Source organism: Vibrio sp. AK197 (genome assembly GCF_053903115.1).
In genome coordinates, this window is record NZ_CP096430.1 from 1719769 (window position 1) to 1738954 (window position 19186).

Annotated in this window: 16 protein-coding genes; 7 read left to right on the forward strand and 9 right to left on the reverse strand. The window is 46.2% G+C overall.

Features of this window, described 5'->3' with window-relative positions; genetic code table 11:
* Nucleotides 1–144: 144 nt before the first annotated feature.
* The 7 genes from fecE to M1D72_RS15145 all read right to left on the reverse strand — a co-directional run bounded on the left by fecE (nucleotide 145) and on the right by M1D72_RS15145 (nucleotide 8336).
* Nucleotides 145–912, reverse strand: coding sequence for a Fe(3+) dicitrate ABC transporter ATP-binding protein FecE (fecE, locus tag M1D72_RS15115; protein WP_456295714.1), 768 nt, complete (start codon nucleotides 910–912; stop codon nucleotides 145–147).
* A gap of 3 nt (nucleotides 913–915) precedes the next feature.
* Entirely contained in the window at nucleotides 916–1878 is a 963-nt protein-coding gene (fecD, locus tag M1D72_RS15120; RefSeq protein ID WP_456295715.1) for a Fe(3+) dicitrate ABC transporter permease subunit FecD, read from the reverse strand.
* Nucleotides 1875–2876, reverse strand: a complete 1002-nt coding sequence (locus tag M1D72_RS15125) for an iron chelate uptake ABC transporter family permease subunit (RefSeq protein WP_456295716.1) — start codon at nucleotides 2874–2876, stop codon at nucleotides 1875–1877. The genes fecD and M1D72_RS15125 overlap by 4 nt, the downstream gene beginning before the upstream one ends.
* Nucleotides 2876–3772 (reverse strand): Fe(3+) dicitrate ABC transporter substrate-binding protein, encoded by an 897-nt coding sequence (locus tag M1D72_RS15130; protein ID WP_456295717.1) that lies wholly within the window; start codon nucleotides 3770–3772, stop codon nucleotides 2876–2878. The genes M1D72_RS15125 and M1D72_RS15130 overlap by 1 nt, the downstream gene beginning before the upstream one ends.
* Before the next feature lie 178 nt (nucleotides 3773–3950).
* On the reverse strand, nucleotides 3951–6086 hold the full coding sequence (locus M1D72_RS15135; protein ID WP_456295718.1) for a TonB-dependent siderophore receptor: 2136 nt from the start codon (nucleotides 6084–6086) through the stop codon (nucleotides 3951–3953).
* Between the two features lie 219 nt (nucleotides 6087–6305).
* Entirely contained in the window at nucleotides 6306–7259 is a 954-nt protein-coding gene (locus M1D72_RS15140; RefSeq protein WP_456295719.1) for a lactate/malate family dehydrogenase, read from the reverse strand.
* A gap of 201 nt (nucleotides 7260–7460) precedes the next feature.
* A complete protein-coding gene (locus M1D72_RS15145) occupies nucleotides 7461–8336 on the reverse strand; it encodes a DMT family transporter (protein WP_456297405.1) in 876 nt (291 codons plus the stop codon).
* 329 nt (nucleotides 8337–8665) lie between these two features.
* Here M1D72_RS15145 and ugpB point away from each other — a divergent pair, with 329 nt between their 5' ends.
* From ugpB to M1D72_RS15175, 6 genes are read left to right on the forward strand one after another with little or no spacing between them, the layout of a single operon-like run.
* Nucleotides 8666–9958, forward strand: a complete 1293-nt coding sequence (ugpB, locus tag M1D72_RS15150; RefSeq protein WP_456295720.1) for a sn-glycerol-3-phosphate ABC transporter substrate-binding protein UgpB — start codon at nucleotides 8666–8668, stop codon at nucleotides 9956–9958.
* 57 nt (nucleotides 9959–10015) lie between these two features.
* Nucleotides 10016–10897 carry an ABC transporter permease subunit gene (locus M1D72_RS15155; protein ID WP_456295721.1) on the forward strand — a complete coding sequence of 294 codons (882 nt, stop codon included), beginning with the start codon at nucleotides 10016–10018 and terminating at the stop codon, nucleotides 10895–10897.
* Nucleotides 10898–10937: 40 nt separating this feature from the next.
* Nucleotides 10938–11780, forward strand: coding sequence for a sn-glycerol-3-phosphate ABC transporter permease UgpE (gene ugpE, locus M1D72_RS15160; protein ID WP_390189750.1), 843 nt, complete (start codon nucleotides 10938–10940; stop codon nucleotides 11778–11780).
* Complete coding sequence (gene ugpC, locus M1D72_RS15165) at nucleotides 11770–12945, forward strand: sn-glycerol-3-phosphate ABC transporter ATP-binding protein UgpC (protein ID WP_456295722.1); 1176 nt, start codon at nucleotides 11770–11772, stop codon at nucleotides 12943–12945. Before ugpE ends, ugpC begins: the two co-directional genes overlap by 11 nt.
* Before the next feature lie 9 nt (nucleotides 12946–12954).
* Nucleotides 12955–13734, forward strand: a complete 780-nt coding sequence (locus tag M1D72_RS15170) for a DeoR/GlpR family DNA-binding transcription regulator (protein WP_456295723.1) — start codon at nucleotides 12955–12957, stop codon at nucleotides 13732–13734.
* Complete coding sequence (locus M1D72_RS15175; protein ID WP_456295724.1) at nucleotides 13731–14441, forward strand: glycerophosphodiester phosphodiesterase family protein; 711 nt, start codon at nucleotides 13731–13733, stop codon at nucleotides 14439–14441. Before M1D72_RS15170 ends, M1D72_RS15175 begins: the two co-directional genes overlap by 4 nt.
* Before the next feature lies 1 nt (nucleotide 14442).
* Here M1D72_RS15175 and M1D72_RS15180 read toward each other — a convergent pair whose 3' ends face one another.
* Complete coding sequence (locus M1D72_RS15180) at nucleotides 14443–15411, reverse strand: ABC transporter substrate-binding protein (protein ID WP_456295725.1); 969 nt, start codon at nucleotides 15409–15411, stop codon at nucleotides 14443–14445.
* A 148-nt stretch (nucleotides 15412–15559) separates the two neighbouring features.
* On the opposite strand from M1D72_RS15180, the gene M1D72_RS15185 reads away from it, so the two are divergent.
* Nucleotides 15560–17500 (forward strand): ATP-binding protein, encoded by a 1941-nt coding sequence (locus M1D72_RS15185; protein ID WP_456295726.1) that lies wholly within the window; start codon nucleotides 15560–15562, stop codon nucleotides 17498–17500.
* Between the two features lie 57 nt (nucleotides 17501–17557).
* Here M1D72_RS15185 and M1D72_RS15190 read toward each other — a convergent pair whose 3' ends face one another.
* Entirely contained in the window at nucleotides 17558–19105 is a 1548-nt protein-coding gene (locus M1D72_RS15190) for a DUF3369 domain-containing protein (protein WP_456295727.1), read from the reverse strand.
* Nucleotides 19106–19186 lie beyond the last annotated feature (81 nt).

Sequence of the window (19186 nt, forward strand, 5' to 3'; positions counted from 1 at the left end):
ATCTCAATATACTGATTGTCTAAATCATACCGCTATGATTCGCCTAACTGATAGTCCTAACAGTTATAAGAGCTAACCACACAATACGCTATATCTATAAGAAAATGTTACTGATTTTATGCATGTAATTCGCATTAGAGTGATTTAACGTACGACACACATCGGCGTTTGCGCAATAGGATCTCGGTGAATTTCCGCTTCCAACGCGAACACCTGTTTGAGTAACGGCCGAGTAAGCACCTGTTCAGGTTCTCCTTCAACCACGACTTCACCCTCTTTCATTACAATTAAATGATCACTGTAACGGCACGCTTGATTAATATCATGCAACACACAAACAACCGTTTTTCCTTGTCGCTGTAGAGTTCTTAGCAGATTCATCAACTCAACTTGATGACTTAAATCTAAGTAGGTTGTCGGTTCATCCAGCAGAATATAATCCGTATCTTGTGCGAGCGTCATCGCTAACCAGGCTCTTTGACGTTGACCTCCAGAAAGATCGCTTACAGCGCGCTCTGCATAAAGGTCAACGCCTGTCGCTCTCATCGCCTGCGTAACCATGTGTTGGTCATGCTCGGACAGTTGTCCCCAAAAACCGGTATAAGGGCTCCGTCCATAAGCGACGGCTTCTCTAACCGTGACGCCTTCAGGGGTTTCTTGCGCTTGAGGAAGCAAAGCCAAGTGGCGAGCCAGTTGCTTTGAATCAGCTTGTTGAATCGGTTGATCATTCCAATACACAACGCCTTGCTGCGCGGGCAAAATGCGTGACAGCGCTTTAAGCAGCGTTGATTTACCGCAGCCATTTGGACCAAGCAATGCCGTGATTTTACCTTCAGGAACGGTAATGTTGACGCCTTTAACAATGGGAGTACGTCCATAACCAACCATCAAATTCTCTGTGTGTAACTGCATTGTTTATCTCAATTTAAATAGCAAATATAGAAAGTACGGTGCGCCAATAATCGCGGTTAAAATCCCGGCAGGCAACTCGATGGGAGGGTTGATGGTACGCGCTATAAAATCGGCCAGTAACAGTAAAACGGCGCCCACCAACATCGCAGTAGGCAGTAATATTTGATGGCGACCACCGACTAGCTGTCTCGCAAGATGCGGGGCAACTAGGCCTAAAAAGCTAATTGGACCACATACCGCGACGGCAGCCGCCGTCCACACGACAGCAAGCAAAAGCGCACCGACACGAGTCCATTGGACATGAATTCCCAAGCTGGTGGCCCTTTCATCGCCGAGGGTCAGTAGGTTTAACGCTTGGCTAAGCCACAAAACTATGGGCGTTAAAAGCAGCCATGGCGCAAGCATACTCAATTGCTCCCAACTTCTCCCCCATAAACTGCCCGTTAGCCACAACAGCGCATTGTTGATTTCTAGTGGTTGAATTAGAATCAAGAAGTCTATCGCGCTGCCGTATAGCGCCGCCAGCGCAACGCCGGTGATAGCCAAACGTACTGGCCTGACATCCCCCCCTACCACTAGAGCTAAAATGAGTGCCGCAGCGATCCCGCCACAAAGCGCGGCCGCAGGTAACCAATACACAGAAACAGCAGGAAATAACGTCATCAAAATGACCGCCGCCAACCCAGCACCATGACTGACCCCCAGAATATCTGGAGAGGCTAAAGGGTTTCTTATCACTCCCTGAATCAGCACACCTGCGCTGGCCAGCATGGCCCCGACGAAGATGGCAAGGATAGTGCGCGGTAAGCGGTATTCATGCACGGTAAAATAAAACTCACTGTGATGACGAAACCCGGCCATCACCTGTTCTAAGGTTAAATTCACCGCACCAAAGCATAAACTCGCGGCGACAACGAGCAAGCATAGCATGCTCAAGAGCAGTAACGCTCGAAGCGAAGTGTTCACTGTTTATTCCTCACCAGATATAAAAAGCAAGGTGCACCAATTAATGCCAATACGGCGCCTGCTGGAGTTTCCGTCGGAAAACTGACGGCGCGACTTAGTATATCGGCGCTAATGGTCAATAAGGCCCCAACCAACATCGCAACGGGTAAAGTCCGGCGATAGTCAAACCCCACCAGCATTCGCGCCATATGAGGGACAATCAGACCAACAAATGCGATGGCACCAACGGCGCTCACACTGATGCTCACTAAAATCAACACGATCAGTGCAATCAGTATTCTCAAACGTGTCAAATTGACACCAAGGCTTTTGACTCGTTCGTCCCCCATCGCTAGCAAATTGATTTTGGGTGTGATCAATAATGCCGCCAGCGATGTTGGCGCTAACAGCAGACAACTGGTTTTTAATGTCGGCCAATCAACATGTGCAAACGACCCAGCAAGCCAACTCATCACTGCGATGACTTGGTCTTCCGCCAAAATAACACTGGCTTTGGTTAATGCACTGCACAAAGCGGAGATCGCGATACCCGCTAAAATAAGTTGCCCACGTTCTGAGCCCATCTTCCATGCACCGCCAAGTGTCATGACTAATGTCCATGCACCAAAACCACCCACCATCGCTGCGAGTGAACTGCTGATCATCGACTGAGAAATAAAAAGCGTTGTCACTAATGCCATGCCAAGCGCTGCGCCAGCATTAACCCCAAATAAACTTGGAGAGGCCAAAGGATTTCGCGTCAATGCTTGCATTAAGCAGCCAGCGCCCGCCAGAGAGCTGCCCACCACAGCCGCTTCAAGCACACGAGGTAATCGCAGCTCACGAACGACGACATGCGCCATCTGCTGAGGATCAAACGAGAAGATAGCCTTCACCGCTTCGCCTGCTGAGACAGGAACGGCCGAGTAACTAAATAGCGCGACCCACATCATTAGCGTCAGAAACAAGGCGAGCGTGAAAATCACGCCCGCAAAAGAAAGAGGTAACGCTCGATGCATTAAGATTGAACCAATTTCAGTAAATCATTGGCCATATATTCTGCGGCTAATATCCCGCGGCAGCGTGCCCACATATTCCCATCGACGTGATAAACATGTTGATTCGAAACGGCTTTTAGCACTGACCATAATGGCTGTTTTTGCCACTTTTTGACCACACTGTTCTCTGTGTAATCACCGACAATCAGATAATCAGGGTTGAGACCAAGTAGCTGCTCCAAACTAATTTGGCGTGAGGCTTTTTCATTGTCGAGTACCTGAGGAGAGCTCAAACCAAGGGCACTGATCACTCCACCTGCGTAAGACTGAGAAGAATGCGCATAAAAATCATTTTCCCGCGCGACACCAAATTGGATCTGATTGCCATTCAATACCGCCAGTTTTTTAGCGTAGCTCAGCATTGTTTGATGGTGCTTGGCTAAACGTGACTGCATCTGCTTATTTTTACCAACGACCTTACCAATAATCGCCGCCGACTTGAGGTTATCTTGATACGTTTCCCGACGTGACGGTAGTAATATGGTCGGCGCAATCTTAGATAAATCGTTAAATACCGCAGAATGGCGGTCAACATCTGCGATGATCAGGTCGGGCTTAAGTGAAGCGATAACCTCTAAACTGGGCTGCGAACGAGTACCGACCGAAGTCCAATCACCTAATTTCTCACTCACAGCAGGAAGTAAACGACTTGGATCGTTATCATCCGCGATGCCAACAGGGCTCACGTCTACTGCGGCGAGAGCGTCAACAAACGAAAACTCCAGTGCCACAATTCGCTGTGGTTGATAATCAAGACTAAATTCACCACGACTATCGGTCACTGTCACCGCCGCCGCGATGGTGCTCCACAAACAAAACAGCGCCACCGCGCCTCGCACAACCCAAGAAAAAGACATATTAATCCAATACCTTACATTACTTTGCTACAAAAAAAAGACGTTGACGATTGTACGCCGAAACCATAAAAAGAAAACAATAAATCAATTGATAATTATTCATATTCCAAATACAAATAATCAACGCCCATCACTTCAGCCAGATAAAACTAAGGCCTGAGTATCTCAGGCCCTAAGATTAAAACTGGTAATTAGCGGTGAGGTAAACGCGACGTCGCTCACCTGGGAAGTGTCCGGTTTTATTGCTAAATCCGCTAACTGCGTACTCTTTATCAAACAAGTTTTTGACATTAAGTTGGAACTGCCACTGCTGCCACCGTGTTTGCCACGATGCATCGTAAACTACATAGGACTTCACGATTTGCCCGCTACGGTTATATTGCTCACTCACATAATCAGCACCAAAACCGAGAGACGAATTCAGAGCGCTTACGTCATAGCGTGTCCACATACCCAGTTGATTATGGGGTGCATTCGAAAAACGTTTGCCAATCGCGTTGGTAATACCATCGTACGCTTTTTTCACGACCGTATCGTTATAGGCGTAGCTCAAATTCGCCGTCCAGTTTTCAGTTAGGTCGGCCAACATATCCACTTCAATACCTTGGCTACGCACTTCTCCAAATGCCACTAAGCGATCAGAGTCTTCAGGGTCAGATTGAAGGATATTCTCCTTAATGGTTCGGTAAGCCGCTAGGTTGACATTGAGGGCATTATCAAACCAGTAGCTACGTATACCCGCTTCATACATCAAACTTTCTTCGGGATCGAAAGGTCCACCATTCGACGCAGCTTGGTCTGATGCATCTTGTGGCACAAAGCCACTCGCAACCACCGCATAAGGATGCAGTTGCTCACTGATTTTATAGGTTGTTCCTAAACGGTAAGAAACGCCGGAGCCGTTATAAGAGCTCGTTTCATCGCCCACTAAATCATGGACTTCATCATCAAATAGATCGGCGCGAATCCCTGCGAGTAGATTCCACTGCTTGTTGACGGCCCATTGGTCTTGCAAATAAACACCAAAACGATCCGAACGTGAGGTCGTTTGCTTAGCCAACTTAAGCGTATAATCCGAGGCGTTATCACTGTAGTCTGGGTTTTGTAGACTAACACCAGAAACGCCATCCGCTGTTTTAGCACGATAGTAAACGTAATCTTGATCCACACGATAGTAATCACTGCCCGCCAACAAGGTATGTTGACCAAGCTCTGCAATGAGGTTAGCACTCAATGCACCCGCTTGGTTAGAGCGAACTTGGTCACGATATTGACGCGCGCTCCAGTCGACCTCTCCATCGCCATCCGTATCACTGAACCCCACGGGTTCATGGTATTTTTGTGTTTCTTGATTTTCATAGTAACGGGCCGTGACATTACCGCTTAACCAAGCGTTAAAGTCATGATCGACACGCAGTTGATAAACTTGAGCTTCAAGATCTTGGTAGTCCGATGCCGAATTTGCATTCCAGTCAATGTCGGTTAAAAAGTTTCCGGCATCATCGGTTGGAATGCCACGAACACGAGCACCGCCGAAATGTTGAATAATGTCGGTAAACTGGGCTGTCATCGTCGTCGTATCACCAAAGTCCCAAGCGTAACCTAAATCGATAATCCGATTACGTACGTCAGTATTGTCACGCGCGGGATTTTCGTGATCTTGATAAATACCGATGCGGTAAAGCTGAGTGGACTCATCATTCGCTGACCCAGACAGCTCAAGGCTACCGCTGACAAAGTCTTGATTACCCGCCGTGACGGACAGCTTTCGCTGCGTATCATAAGTCGGTTTTTTAGTGGTGTAATTGATCACCCCACCCGGTTCGCCACTGCCTGAAATGGCAGCCGAGGGCCCTTTCAGTACTTCAACTTGCTCAATGTTAAACAGTTGTGGAATGGCAAAACCATTAAATGGATCACCGCGCATGCCATCATAAAGAATCTCATCTTGGCGGAAACCGCGAAATGTCACTCCCGAATAGGAATACTGACTCACGCCACTGATAGAACGATAAAGATCGGTAACTTGCCGCGCACCTTGGTCTTCAATCAGTTGCTGTGGCAGCACTTGAATCGATTGAGGCGTATCGTCAATATCGGTCGCAGTTTTTGTGGCTAAACTGGCTTGCTGCGCACGGTATACTGACAGAGCTCGTCCATAAACCGTCACTGTATCTTGTGAATCGTCAGCGCTATTGCTCGTTTGAGATGTAGAATTGTTGGTTGACGTCAACGCGTCGTTTGCATGTGCCTGCGCACTCAGCCCCGCCAATACGGCAAGAAACAAAGGATGAAACTTAGTAAAACCCGTCATTATTATTCATTGTGTGATGAGAATAGGGCTGCAAAATCTAACTGAGTTTAATTCTCATTACAATTTATTTTATTGATATACTCCGCACTTATTATTTGAGTGATGAATAAACCATCATTACCTACGCCACTGGTTTAATACTCCGCATGAGAACAACAATGCCCAGCAACATCATCAATATTACTGGGCACACTCCCCCACTCACTGAGTTTGTGAACGCTAGGCGTTTAATCCCGTGCTCTTGGCAACTTGAGCGACCACTGACTTTAAGCTGGAAGCGATATCTTGCAGGGTTTGCTGCTCTTCATCGCTAAATGGGTGTTGTAAAATAGATTCCGCACCGTTGGAACCAACGATGGTAGGTAGACTGAGTACCACATCATTCAGCCCGTAATCCCCTTGCATCATACTGCCAACGGGAAGCACTGAGCGTTCGTTAATCATAATTGCTTGAATAATTCGAAAGACGCTCGCAGCAATACCATGTGTGGTATTTTGTTTGCGTTTAAAAATCTCAAACCCGGCCTGCTTCACTGACTCCAGCAGTTTATCGGCATCAATGCGTGGTAGGCGATGTGTATCACAGTAGTAATCCGCTGGTTGGCCAGCAATTGAGATAAGGCTTTTTGGGGTAAAACAGTGACTACCGTGCTCGCCCAAAACGTACCCAAACACATTTTTAGGGTCTAGGTTTATGCGGCTTGCAACGATTGACATTAACCTTGCGGTATCAATCACACAGCCAGCGCTGATCACTTGCTGCGCTTTATATTGTGTATTTTTAACAATAAAGTGCGCGACGATATCACATGGGTTGATGACGATGATCAGTTTCGCACCTGGGGCCACTCGCTCGATTTTTTTAGCAATATCCACCCCGATTTGGCTATTGATTTCCGCCAAGTCAGTCCGTGATTGGCCATCTTTAATCTGGGCTCCTGCAGTGATCACCACAATATCGCAGCCAATTAACGTCAGATAATCATCTGTCGGCAAGATGTGTGTGTTCTTAGAAAACGTTAATGCGGCAGTGTGGCGGAAGTCGAAAACCTCTCCTTCGGCTCGCTCCAAATTCTGATCAAGCAGTACCAATTCACTGACACTGCCCATAGTTAACAGGTAGTTACATACGCCTACGCCAACCGCGCCCGCACCAATAACACCAATTTTCATGTTTCTCTCCCTGAGATAACTTCATGTATATCAATGTTAATTATACCTACTAAACACGTTTTAACTTAAACTAAATTTCTTAAACTAAGATTAAATTAGCCATAAATATTGCAAATAACAACAAATGCAATACGTAACACTTTTTAACCTGCACTAAAATACATCAATAATCACCAAAACAGAGCAATCGTCTGCTTACGTTTAGCGATAAGCACGTAATCTCAGCCGACCATCCGTTCGATAAATAATCAACGCGAGCAAAATCAATACACACCCAATCAGTTTTGAGTGGGAAAGCTGCTCGGCGTACCATAAAACGCTCAGAACCACCGTCCATACCGGCTCTAAAATCATAATGAGTGCGGCATTTCCCGGATTGATGTGTTTTTGACCTAAGGTTTGCATCACATAACGAAGCGCGGTCGCAAGAACCGCGCTCAACGCGAACCATCCCCAAATACTCGGTTCAATGGATTGAGGCATGGTTTCAAACATCGCGCTCGCTATCATGGCGATCACCCCGGTGACAAACAGTTGAATGCAGGTTAACAGCAGGACAGGAAGTGTTTGCGAATATTTGCTGTTGATATTGAAATGCAGCGCAAGCATGCTCGCGTTGACCAAAAACCACAGTTGGCTGCTGGAAGCCTGCCACCCATCAGCCAGTGAGAGAAAGCCAAGGCCAATCACGGCGATAGGGAGGGATACCCAAAAAATACGTTTTGGTTTTTGTTTGAATAGCAGCCATGCAATCAGCGGAACGATCAACATCGACAAGCTGACGATAAACGCCCCTTCCCCCAAAGTTTCACTGATGGAAATGGCATGAATCCAACTAAGGAGAGCGCCACTAAGCAAGACACCAACCATCGCAGCTTGTGCAATTGCTTGACGATTGGTATTGATTAGCGCGCGGTAACACAGTGGCAAAATGCACAAAGAGGCAACCAGAAACCGCAACCCAACAAAGGCAAATGGCGGTAGCCCAGCAATGGTCTCTTTGGAAAATATCCAACCAAAGGCGGCAAATAAGGTTGTCACCACTAAAATGAGGCTCGCTTTACGTTCTGAATTCACAGGCATGACTACTCATAACAAACAAAGATACGGAGTAAAACTGAGAACCAGATTCACTCAGACTGCCTCATCATGCCAAACCTAAATTCAACAAGCGATCAAAATATCACTCACGATGATGTTTCGTTTATACAAAGCTCAATAACTTAATGAAACATTCAGAATTTACCTGCCAATACATTGATAACACAAGGCTTAGCCATCGTTCCGTCAACAAAGCTTCATTGAGCTGACACATTAAGCTCACCAATCTGCAATATAAATTTCGCACCATAGCCTGCAAGCGAAACACACTTAGTCTCGTTCGAAACCTTACAAGGAAATGGATAATGAATAAGCTATGGCTAGCAGGCGTGCTGTCTGCAACGATTTCAGGAACGACGTTTGCAGCAACCGATATCACTTGGTGGCACGCTATGGGCGGACAACTTGGCGATACCGTCAACCACATTGCCGATGAGTTTAACGCTTCACAAGACAAGTACAAAATTACACCGGTGTTCAAAGGCAGTTACACAGAAACGCTCACTGCCGGAATTGCGGCTTTTCGCGCTGGTGAAGCGCCCAATATTCTCCAAGTTTTCGATGCTGGCGCTGCCACCATCATGAACGCACCAGGCGTCGCAAAACCCGTGGCCGACATTATGGTCGAGTCGGGTTACCCTTTTCACTCCGAAGATTACTTAGCAGGGGTTCGCAACTTTTACGCTGACAACAACGGAAAGATGGTCGGCATGCCATTTAATAGCTCAACTCCCGTTCTTTACTACAACAAAGATTTGCTTAGTCAGGCTGGCGTTGACGTTCCTAAAACCTATGAAGACATCGAAAAAGCCGCAGAGAAACTCAAGAAAGCGGGCCACATTGCCTTTTCCCAATCACACACACCGTGGATTATGTTTGAGAACTTCAAATCACGCCACAACCTGCCGCTTGCGGATGAACACAATGGCTACGACGGCCTCGCAACCAAACTGACGTTTAATAGCGATGACATGAAAATGCATTTCAATAAGCTCAAAGAGTGGTCCGATAAGGGCTACTACAAATATTATGGAAGCGATTGGGATGCCAACCAAACTCCGTTTGAACGCCAAGAAGTCGCTATGTGGATTGGTTCATCGGGCTCATTTGGTGGCTTGCGTGACCGCGTAAAATTTGAGTTGGGCACAACCTATTTGCCCTACTGGTCTTCTCTGAGTAATCACCCGGTTCATACCTTTATCGGAGGCGGTGCGCTGTTTGCACTCAGTGGGCACGACCAAGAACAAGACAAAGGCGTTGCGGCTTTTTTTGCTTACCTTACCCAACCAGAAACCCAAATGTACTGGCATAAAACGACGGGGTACGTGCCAGTCACCAATGCGGCTTATGAGCTCACTAAAGCGACTGGCTACTACCAAAAAAATCCAAATGCTGAAGTGGGCGTGAAGCAGCTCAGTCTCCCCGATGGCGAGTGGGCAAAAGGCTACCGATTAGGGTTCTATCCACAAATCCGTGAAGTCATGAACCGTGAATTCGATAATATTTTTGCTGGAAGCTCCAGTGTCGAACAAAGCTTAGACAAAGTAGAAACCGAGAGCTCGCAATTACTCAAACGTTTCGCCCGCACCGTTCAATAACCCCACACCGCCTTCTCTTGTGATAAGGGAAGGCGTTTCTATTATCAGGAGTGCGAAATGCCACGTCGCCAACAATTTATTCACTCTCCACTGCCCTATCTCTTCTTGGCACCGCAAATCGTTATTATCGGTATCTTCTTTATTTATCCAGCCGTCAAGGCGGTGTACCTCTCGTTCATGCTTGAAGATCCATGGGGAATGTCTTCCACGTTTGTGTGGTTTGAAAACTATCAAATGCTATTTGGCTCTGAAGAGTACTTAAAATCGGTCGGCTTTACGTTGTGTTTTGCGTTTATCGTTTCGTTCTTTTCACTCTCTTTCGCACTGCTGCTCGCGGTCAAAGCCGACAACATTATTCATGGTCAAAGTACATATAAAGTGACGCTCACTTGGGTTTATGCTGTTGCGCCAGCAATTGCCGGCGTCATCGGCAGCTTTATGTTTAACCCACACATTGGCGTATTAACCGATTTTTTTGCGGCTATAGGCTGGGATTTTAGTTTTCAAACCGATCCATTTGACGCCACGTTTGCACTGGTGTTGATGTCAGTTTGGAAGCAAGTCGCGGTGAACTTTATCTACTTCCTCGCTGGCTTACAATCCATTTCCGGAGCGGTCAAAGAAGCCGCCACGCTCGACTGCGTGAGTGACAGCAAGCGATTTTGGACGATTACGTTTCCTCTGCTCGCGCCCACCGGGTTCTTTTTATTGGTGATTAATTTGACCTACGCCTTTTTCGATACGTTTGGCGTCATTGACACCATGACGAATGGCGGCCCCGGCGGCAGTACCACATCACTGGTATACAAAGTTTACCGTGACGGCTTTGTTGGGGCCGATCTCGGAGGTAGCTCAGCGCAATCGGTGGTGCTATTACTCTTGGTTCTCTCGCTAACGTTTATTCAATTTCGCTTGGTGGAAAAACGCGTCCACTACTAACCGTAATAGCCCGGCTTAAAACCATCATTAGGAGATGTTTATGACTATCAAAACCTTCTCTGATCACGCCATTCTCATTATCGGCGCTCTATTTCTTTTAGTGCCGATTTGGCTGATTTTTGCAAGCTCAACCCATGACCCGAATACCATAATGACCGAAGGGTTACAATGGCTACCCGGTGAGCATTTCTTTGATGTTTACCAAGAGGCATGGAGTAAAACGACTGGCTTTGCCGGCGAAGTGACCACCCAGAGTATGGTGATGAACTCGATCATCATGGGACTGGGCTTTGCCATCGGAAAAATCATTATTTCACTGATGGCGGCTTACGCGCTGGTTTACTTTCGTTTGCCGTTCGCCACGTTGTGGTTTTGGCTCATCTTTGTCACTTTGCTGCTGCCACTAGAAGTGCGAATTATTCCTTCGTATGAAGTCGTCTCCAGCTTAGGAATGCTCAACAGCTATTCAGGGTTGGTCCTGCCATTGATTGCCAGCGCAACGGCCACTTTTTTCTTTCGTCAATTTTTTAAAACCGTACCCGATGAGCTGTTGGAAGCGGCGCAATTAGATAACGCCGGGCCGTTACGATTTTTCATTGATATTTTACTGCCGCTGTCGAAAACCATGATAGCTGCGATTTTCATCATTATGTTTGTCGTGGGTTGGAATCAGTATCTATGGCCAATCATGATGACGACTGATGAGAGTTACAACACCATCGTGATGGGCATTAAACAACTCCTCAATAATATTCGAGAAACACGGACACCACGCTACGACTTTGCGTTTGCGATGGTTATCTTCGCGATGTTGCCGCCGATTTTAGTCGTGGTGGTCTTTCAGCGTTGGTTTGTAAAAGGACTGGTTGAAAGTGAAAAATAACCTAACTCAACGCGTGATAACACGCCATCCAAACTCACTTGCCCGACTTTCCAAGGATGTCACTGCTATGTTATCAATTCGAAATTTAGTCAAAACTTACGACAATGGTCACCAGGCCGTTAAAGGCATCAATTTAGAGATCCAACGCGGCGAATTTATTGTTCTTGTCGGCCCCTCGGGTTGCGGAAAATCTTCCGTATTACGCTCCATTGCTGGCTTAGAAACGCTCTCGAGCGGTGAAATTCATCTCGACAGCAGGCGGGTAGATACTGAAAAGCCTGCATTGAGGGACATTGCGATGGTGTTTCAAAACTATGCCCTTTATCCACATATGTCGGTATACAACAACCTTGCGTATGGGTTAAAAAACCGAGGCGTGAGTAAAGAGCAGATCGATATTAAGATCCAAAAAGTCGCTAAAACTCTAAAAATTGAAGAATATCTAGAGCGAAAACCGGCCAAGCTGTCTGGAGGACAACGCCAACGTGTGGCGATGGGCCGAGCCATCGTTCGCGATCCGCAGTTGTTTCTATTTGATGAACCACTCTCCAACCTCGATGCGGCGCTGCGTGCACATATGCGCCTAGAAATAAAGAAATTGCAACGCGAACTGGGCGTGACCAGTGTCTACGTTACCCACGACCAAATTGAAGCCATGACGTTAGCGGATCGGATCGTTGTGCTCAACCAAGGCCAGATAGAACAGATAGGCACTCCTGCGCAAGTCTACCATCAACCAGCAAGTCAATTTGTTGCGAGTTTTATCGGTAGCCCTGCAATGAACTTTATGCCAGCATCAGTGGAGCATGGTCACTTAAAACTTGGGGATCATAGCCTTTATTTGCCCCACTACGCGTCGTTATGCCAATCACATCTCACCGTAGGTATTCGTCCTGAACATGCTGAGCAGCAAGCATCAACGCGAAGCTTAACCCTCGATCTCACCATCCACGTTGTTGAACCACTTGGTCCTAATCAATTAGTACATGGGTATTTAGGCAAACAGCCTTTTGTTGCTGTGACGCCTGAAATGGCGTTGGAGCCCCAGTTAACCTTGCACGTTGATATCCATAAACTGCATCTGTTTGATGAGCACGGACAACGAATCGCCCCGACTGCGAGCCACAACACCGATGCCCAAGGCCCATCACAGGCAATCGCTTAAAGAGGTCACGTGAGTTTATCGTCAAGACAAAAAGAGATCCTTGCATACTTGCAGCGCACCCATGGCGTACTATCAAGCTCTCTGCTCTCAGAGCGCTTCAGCGTATCAGTGCAAACCATTCGTAAAGACATGAATGAATTGAGTGATAAAGGGATCGTCAAACGCGTACATGGTGGCATCATGTTACCCAGTGCCAATGATAACCTCTCGTTCACTAACCGTGAATTACTCAATCATGCCGCGAAACAAGCGATCGCTCGTCATGTCGTGAGCGAATTGAGCGAAGGCACCAGTTTGTTTCTAGGAATAGGAACCACGCCCAAACATCTGGCTCATGCGCTGCTCGATCATCCCGGTCTCACAGTCGTGACCAACAACATTAATGCGGCGTTGACGTTAAGTCGCAACCCCAATTTATCGATTCACTTGGCGGGCGGCGCGGTACGCTCTTCGGATGAAGATACCGTTGGCGAAGCGACAACCGAATTTTATCGTCGCTTTAATATCAAGATTGGCATTTTTGGCGTGGGTGGACTCAATGAAAAAGGACAACTTCTTGATTTCACGCCAGAAGAGTCATGTTTAACCCGCGCCATTATTGCGCAAAGCCAGCAATGCTGGGTGATGGCAGACCACACAAAATTAGGTCGATACGCGCCAGTTGTCAGTGGTAGACTGAGCGAAATTGATCGCCTGTTTGTCGACCAAACGTCGGCGCAAATTCAACATTTATGCCACACCCATGACACCCAATTGGTGGTGGCTTCTCGCAGTGAGAATGAACTATGAAACAAGTTATTGTTGGCCACCGCGGCGTTGCGGGCCATTGCCCTGAAAACACCAAAGTCAGTGTTCAAAACGCGATAGACATGGGGCTCAAATGGGTCGAAGTCGATGTTCAACCAACCAAAGATGAGATTCTGGTTGTATGCCATGATCACACGATTGACCGCTGCAGCAATGGACAAGGACGCGTCGATGACTATACCTTAGAGCAGTTGCAACAACTGGACTTTGGAAGTTGGTTTGATGCGACGTTCAAAGGGGAGTCAATCATGACATTAGCCTCACTCATTGAACTTGCTCACCAACACCAATTATCACTCAATATTGAAGTAAAAATAGACCGCCAGAATGTCGCGCACGTGGCGCAAAACCTGAAAATGCAACTCGATAACGCTCAACTCCCACCCAGTTCAATACTGCTCTCAAGCTTTAGTCACGGTATCATTCGAGAGCTTCATCAACACTGCCCTGGCTATGCACTCGGCGTATTAAGTGAGCGTCTCTCTAAAGCAGACTGGCAATTATTAGAAGAGGTTAGCGCATTTAGCTGTAACTTAAATTATCGCTGGGTTTCAGAGAAGCATATCAATGCTTTGCATGATAAAGGCTACCAAGTTTGGTGCTACACCGTAAATCAACCGGAAAAATTTAAACATTTAGCCATCGTCGATGGGGTGTTCAGCGATTTTCCCGAACGGTTTCTTGGCTAGTTTATTCGAGTGCTTGCCATTGCAACGGCGGTTTTAATTGCCAACGAGTCATCTCGCTACGGCTGTAAATCGCCCTGCCTTGAGTGCCTATCTTAATCGGAATTAAGCCCGCATCTTCGCCATTGAGTATTCGGTTGACTAATTGTGCGACCGTGCGCCCTTGGCTTTCTCCAAACAGCACGACTCCACCTGCGGTTTTTCCTTTACCAACGGCGTAGTCCCAAAATCCGAATAGTGGCACTGAAGCATGTTGGTTTGTCCACTTCATGATGGTGCTTGCGGCAACATTGCGACCTTGATCATCGATAATCGTATGATATAAACCAACGAAAATCGCATCGACACCCTGAGATTGAGCTTGGTTAACCTGAGCCTGCCATTCGCGGAACGTGGCAATATTATGCACCGACACATCAATACCCAACCCAGCTTTTATCTGCTCAAATTGGGTCACGATGTACTCACCTGCAATTTTAGACGTCACCCCGGAGTCAAACATCACTTTAATGCGCAGGTCTGTTTTACCCAATACACGACTTATTTCACTCAAGTTACGGACAAACAGTGGCCTCTCCAAAATTCCCGTCACTTTCGCTTGGCCCGAGAACTCGGAAAGTAGATGACGCGGGTTGTCATTGATACCCAAAAATACAATAGAAATTGGTTGATCATAGAGTTTGGGTAACATCAGCCTCAGCGCATTATCATCGCCTAAAACCACGACTTTGGGCTGATGCTGGCGATAAGCATGCCAGGCCGCTTCGGCAGCATTATCAAATTGATTCATGGGAATGCGCTTGGTGTCCATCTCGAACGTCACTAATTCAATACTCGGGTTGAGCTCTTCGTAGATACCAAATAAGTAGCTTTTATCCCATTCAAATTGGGAGCGATAGCTTTCGATGACTAATACATCGGCCGCCGCCAGTTGAAAGCTCAATAACCAACCCATGCCAAACCCACTACGCATAAGGTTCTCCAATTTAGTGTCATGCTTATAGTCTAGCCAGTGAAATGACCTTTATATCAAAATTTTCTTTGCCAGAAACTTTACGCTTACGAGCAAACCAACAAAGCCTATCTATACTCATAATAATTAAAATAAAAAGTTGATAGCCATGAACCGATCCCAGCAGTTTGAAGACAGTATTCATAACCCCTACTTTAGTGTTATTGGTCGACGAATCATTCTGATCATGATTGTACTGAGTGGTATCGTCACTCTGCTAATGACTTTTGTTCAGCTTTATTGGGATTACGACAAAGAGTTCAATGCTGTAAACGCGCGTCATCAAGAAATAAAAACCGTGCATGCAGATACACTGGCCGCATCACTGTGGGCGTTTGACTTGACCTTGCTGCAAGAACGTTTAGAAGGGTTAGTCAATTTACCCGGCATTGACTACATTCAGGTGACGTCAGGGCGTTATCAATTTACGGCGGGAAAAAAAGTGGAAAAAGGGCCGATCATCAGCAATTACGCTCTAACTTACCACACGATTCAGCCCGACACTTACGAAACCATCGGTACGATTCAAGTCGAGTCTGACCCACACCAGATATACAATTACTTACTTAAACAGTTCTTTATTACCTTAGGGATGAACGCATTTAAAACGCTGATCGTTTGCTACTTTGTGTTGCTGGTTTTTCATCACAGCGTCAACCGAAGAGTATTCGCCATTGCTCAATATTTACGTAAATACAATCCTCGCCATCCCTCTAAAACGCTTACCTTAGAGCATAATAAGTGGATCATGAATGAAGAGGATGAGTTAGATTGGCTCGCCGAAGAATCCAACAAAATTACCGATAACGTCACAACCTTGTATCGCACCATCAAATTTGAACAAGAACGCCTCAGTGACTTTACGCATGTCTCATCCGATTGGTTATGGGAGACCGATGAGCACAATACGTTAACCTACTGTTCGGAAATGATGCTGCGCTCTTTGCATTTGGAGTTCAATCAGCCCCCCGATATCACCAGCATCGATTTATTAAGCCAGTGTAAAACCCTACTTAACATGCTCAAACAACGCCAAGATTTCGCTAAATGCGAAGAGTGTATTGTGGTTAATGATCAGCCCAACTATTTCATCTTTCAAGCCATCGCTCGTTTCGATCAAGACAAATTTCTTGGTTTTCGTGGTACGGCAATAAACATTACCGATTTAAAACTGGCTCAGCTTGAAGTTGAAAGTTGGAATCAAAAACTTGAACTCATTGTCGCAAAGCGGACTCGCGCACTAGAGCAAAGCATGGAGAGGCTGCAAGAAACACAAGAACAACTGGTTGAGTCCGAAAAATTGGCCGCTTTGGGCGGGTTAGTTGCAGGGGTTGCTCATGAGGTCAATACGCCACTTGGCATCGCGGTCACCGCGACATCCGTCATTAAAGAAAGTACGGGCAGCTTAAAAACCGCATTTGATAATCAAACCCTAACAAGCACTCAATTTTCGGAATTAATCAGTCGGCTTACACAAAGCAGCGATATGTTGGAGAACAATTTAAATCGAGCGGCAAAATTGATTCGTGATTTTAAACAAACCGCTGTCGATCAAGTCTCAGAAAGTCGGAGTGAATTTGCAATCAAGCAAGTACTCGACGCACTGATTGCCAGTTTGCACCCTGAGACTCGTAAGGTTCCCGTTTCTCCTGAATTGGAAGGCGACGATACACTCACCATGAACAGCCTACCTGGCGTGCTGACTCAAATCTTATCGAATCTCATCATGAACAGTATTAATCATGCATTCACTCACCAGCAAACGCCTCAGATACACGTAGAGTTTTCTCAGCAAGATGACAACATTGTTATACACTATCGCGATAATGGTGAAGGCATTGAAAAATCTCTGCATCAACGTATTTTTGAGCCGTTCTACACCACTAAACGCGGCAAAGGTGGCTCTGGTCTTGGTCTAAACTTAGTGTTTAACCTCGTGAAACAAAAGCTGAAAGGCGACTTGGAGTTTGAATCGGAACCGGGTCAAGGCGTGCACTTTACGCTGATTTTGCCAAAATCATTACCACAAGATATCAACCCCACCCCATAAACTCGATAGAACATAAAAGCCACCTAAGTTAGGTGGCTTTCCTTAAGGCGAACTACGTTAATCTGGCAAAGAATTGCGAATATCGATAAACGCTTGCCAGTTTTCAGTCATTAAATCGACAAGTTGCGGATCAAAGTGTTTACCGCGCTGCGCGACCAACTCTTCTAAAATGGCTTCATTGCTCCAAGGTTCTTTGTAGCTCCGCTTTGCTCCAAGGGCATCAAACACATCCGCTAACGCGGCAATCCGCCCAGCAATCGGTATCTCTTCCCCTTTAAGCTGATTGGGATAACCCGTTCCATCCCATTTTTCATGATGCGTACCGGCGATTTCACGCGCGACAGCAAATAGACGTCGCTTCGAGTTGTTCAGAATGTTGACGCCATATTCGACATGACGCTGCATTTCACTCCACTCTTCGCTATCAAGCTTACCGGGTTTATGTAGAATCCGATCGGGAATGGCGACTTTACCGACATCATGCAGTGGCGAAGCATGTTTAATCATACTGACATCGTGATCATTTAGCCCGACTAATTGGGCCAGTTTTTCACAAATTAGCGACACTCGCTGCACGTGAGCCCCAGTCTCTTTGCTCCTCGCTTCAACCGCATTGGCTAGGTTATAGACCAACTCTTTTGACGTTTCACGTACATCCGTCATTAAAGTAAGATTTTCAAACGTCAAACCGATATTTTGCATATAAATTTCAAGTAACTGTTTATCAAGTTCAGACAGCTCTTTTTGTATGTTGACGTAAAGAAGCCTATCCACGCCCTGATCGTCATTCGCATAAAGTAGATATGCGTCGTCATAACAGGTTGTCTGGCCTTTTTCGAGAACCTGACTACAGCGCTCCGCAACATGGCTTGGCAAGCGTTCAAAAGCACATTCGCTGTAGCAATCAAAGTATTCGCCAGTTGCTGCAAGAGTAAGCGCACGCGATTCTTCACCATTTGCTCTAGGATGGACTAAACAGTAAAACGCCGATTTTTGTAATTTAAGTAGTGAGGTCAACTGCTCTAACACTGACGTGGCATAGGTTTGGAGTGTCGTCGTATTTTGGACCAAAGCCGACGCTTGAATCACTTTACTTAACCCTTGTTTCTGCTCTTCAATTAAACACAAATCGCGATAAGCTCTAAGCATCGAGTACAATAAGGTTTTAAGCTTTTGGGTTGTCAGCTCGGTTTTTTCTTTGTAGTCATCAATATTATACTCACGAATTACCGTATCTTCTGGCGCTTGCCCTGCTTGCCCGGTTCGCAATACTAAGCGGACTAATCGGTTATCCTGCTCTTCACGAATAAATTTTACTAATTCTAGACCTGCATGTTCTGATTCCATCACAACATCAATCAGCGCTAATGCAATATCATCGTGCTGCCGAAAAATATCACGAGCTGCAACGCCAGACAGCGCCGAGATCAGCTCTAATTTCCGGCCCTCAAACTCAAAATCCATGAGTGCGATTTTGGTAATTTGATGAACTTGCTCATCATCATCCACCAATACAATCTTCCATGGCACATTAACCTCGTTTCCCGAATGAGAGACTACAGGTGACTCACTGGGCTGAGGTTTAAAATCGGCAAAGAAATCCATTTTTATTTTTACTCTACAAAGTCGATTCTCTATTTAAGGTTTAGCACAGGCTTTAACTTTTTGATTAACAAAATAGAGCAT

Coding starts and splice junctions, on each gene's coding strand:
- fecE (WP_456295714.1), bottom strand. CDS start 912: ATGCAGTTACACACAGAGAATTTGATGGTTGGTTATGGACGTACTCCC.
- M1D72_RS15125 (WP_456295716.1), bottom strand. CDS start 2,876: ATGCATCGAGCGTTACCTCTTTCTTTTGCGGGCGTGATTTTCACGCTC.
- M1D72_RS15130 (WP_456295717.1), bottom strand. CDS start 3,772: ATGTCTTTTTCTTGGGTTGTGCGAGGCGCGGTGGCGCTGTTTTGTTTG.
- M1D72_RS15135 (WP_456295718.1), bottom strand. CDS start 6,086: ATGACGGGTTTTACTAAGTTTCATCCTTTGTTTCTTGCCGTATTGGCG.
- M1D72_RS15140 (WP_456295719.1), bottom strand. CDS start 7,259: ATGAAAATTGGTGTTATTGGTGCGGGCGCGGTTGGCGTAGGCGTATGT.
- ugpB (WP_456295720.1), top strand. CDS start 8,666: ATGAATAAGCTATGGCTAGCAGGCGTGCTGTCTGCAACGATTTCAGGA.
- M1D72_RS15155 (WP_456295721.1), top strand. CDS start 10,016: ATGCCACGTCGCCAACAATTTATTCACTCTCCACTGCCCTATCTCTTC.
- ugpE (WP_390189750.1), top strand. CDS start 10,938: ATGACTATCAAAACCTTCTCTGATCACGCCATTCTCATTATCGGCGCT.
- M1D72_RS15175 (WP_456295724.1), top strand. CDS start 13,731: ATGAAACAAGTTATTGTTGGCCACCGCGGCGTTGCGGGCCATTGCCCT.
- M1D72_RS15180 (WP_456295725.1), bottom strand. CDS start 15,411: ATGCGTAGTGGGTTTGGCATGGGTTGGTTATTGAGCTTTCAACTGGCG.
- M1D72_RS15185 (WP_456295726.1), top strand. CDS start 15,560: ATGAACCGATCCCAGCAGTTTGAAGACAGTATTCATAACCCCTACTTT.
- M1D72_RS15190 (WP_456295727.1), bottom strand. CDS start 19,105: ATGGATTTCTTTGCCGATTTTAAACCTCAGCCCAGTGAGTCACCTGTA.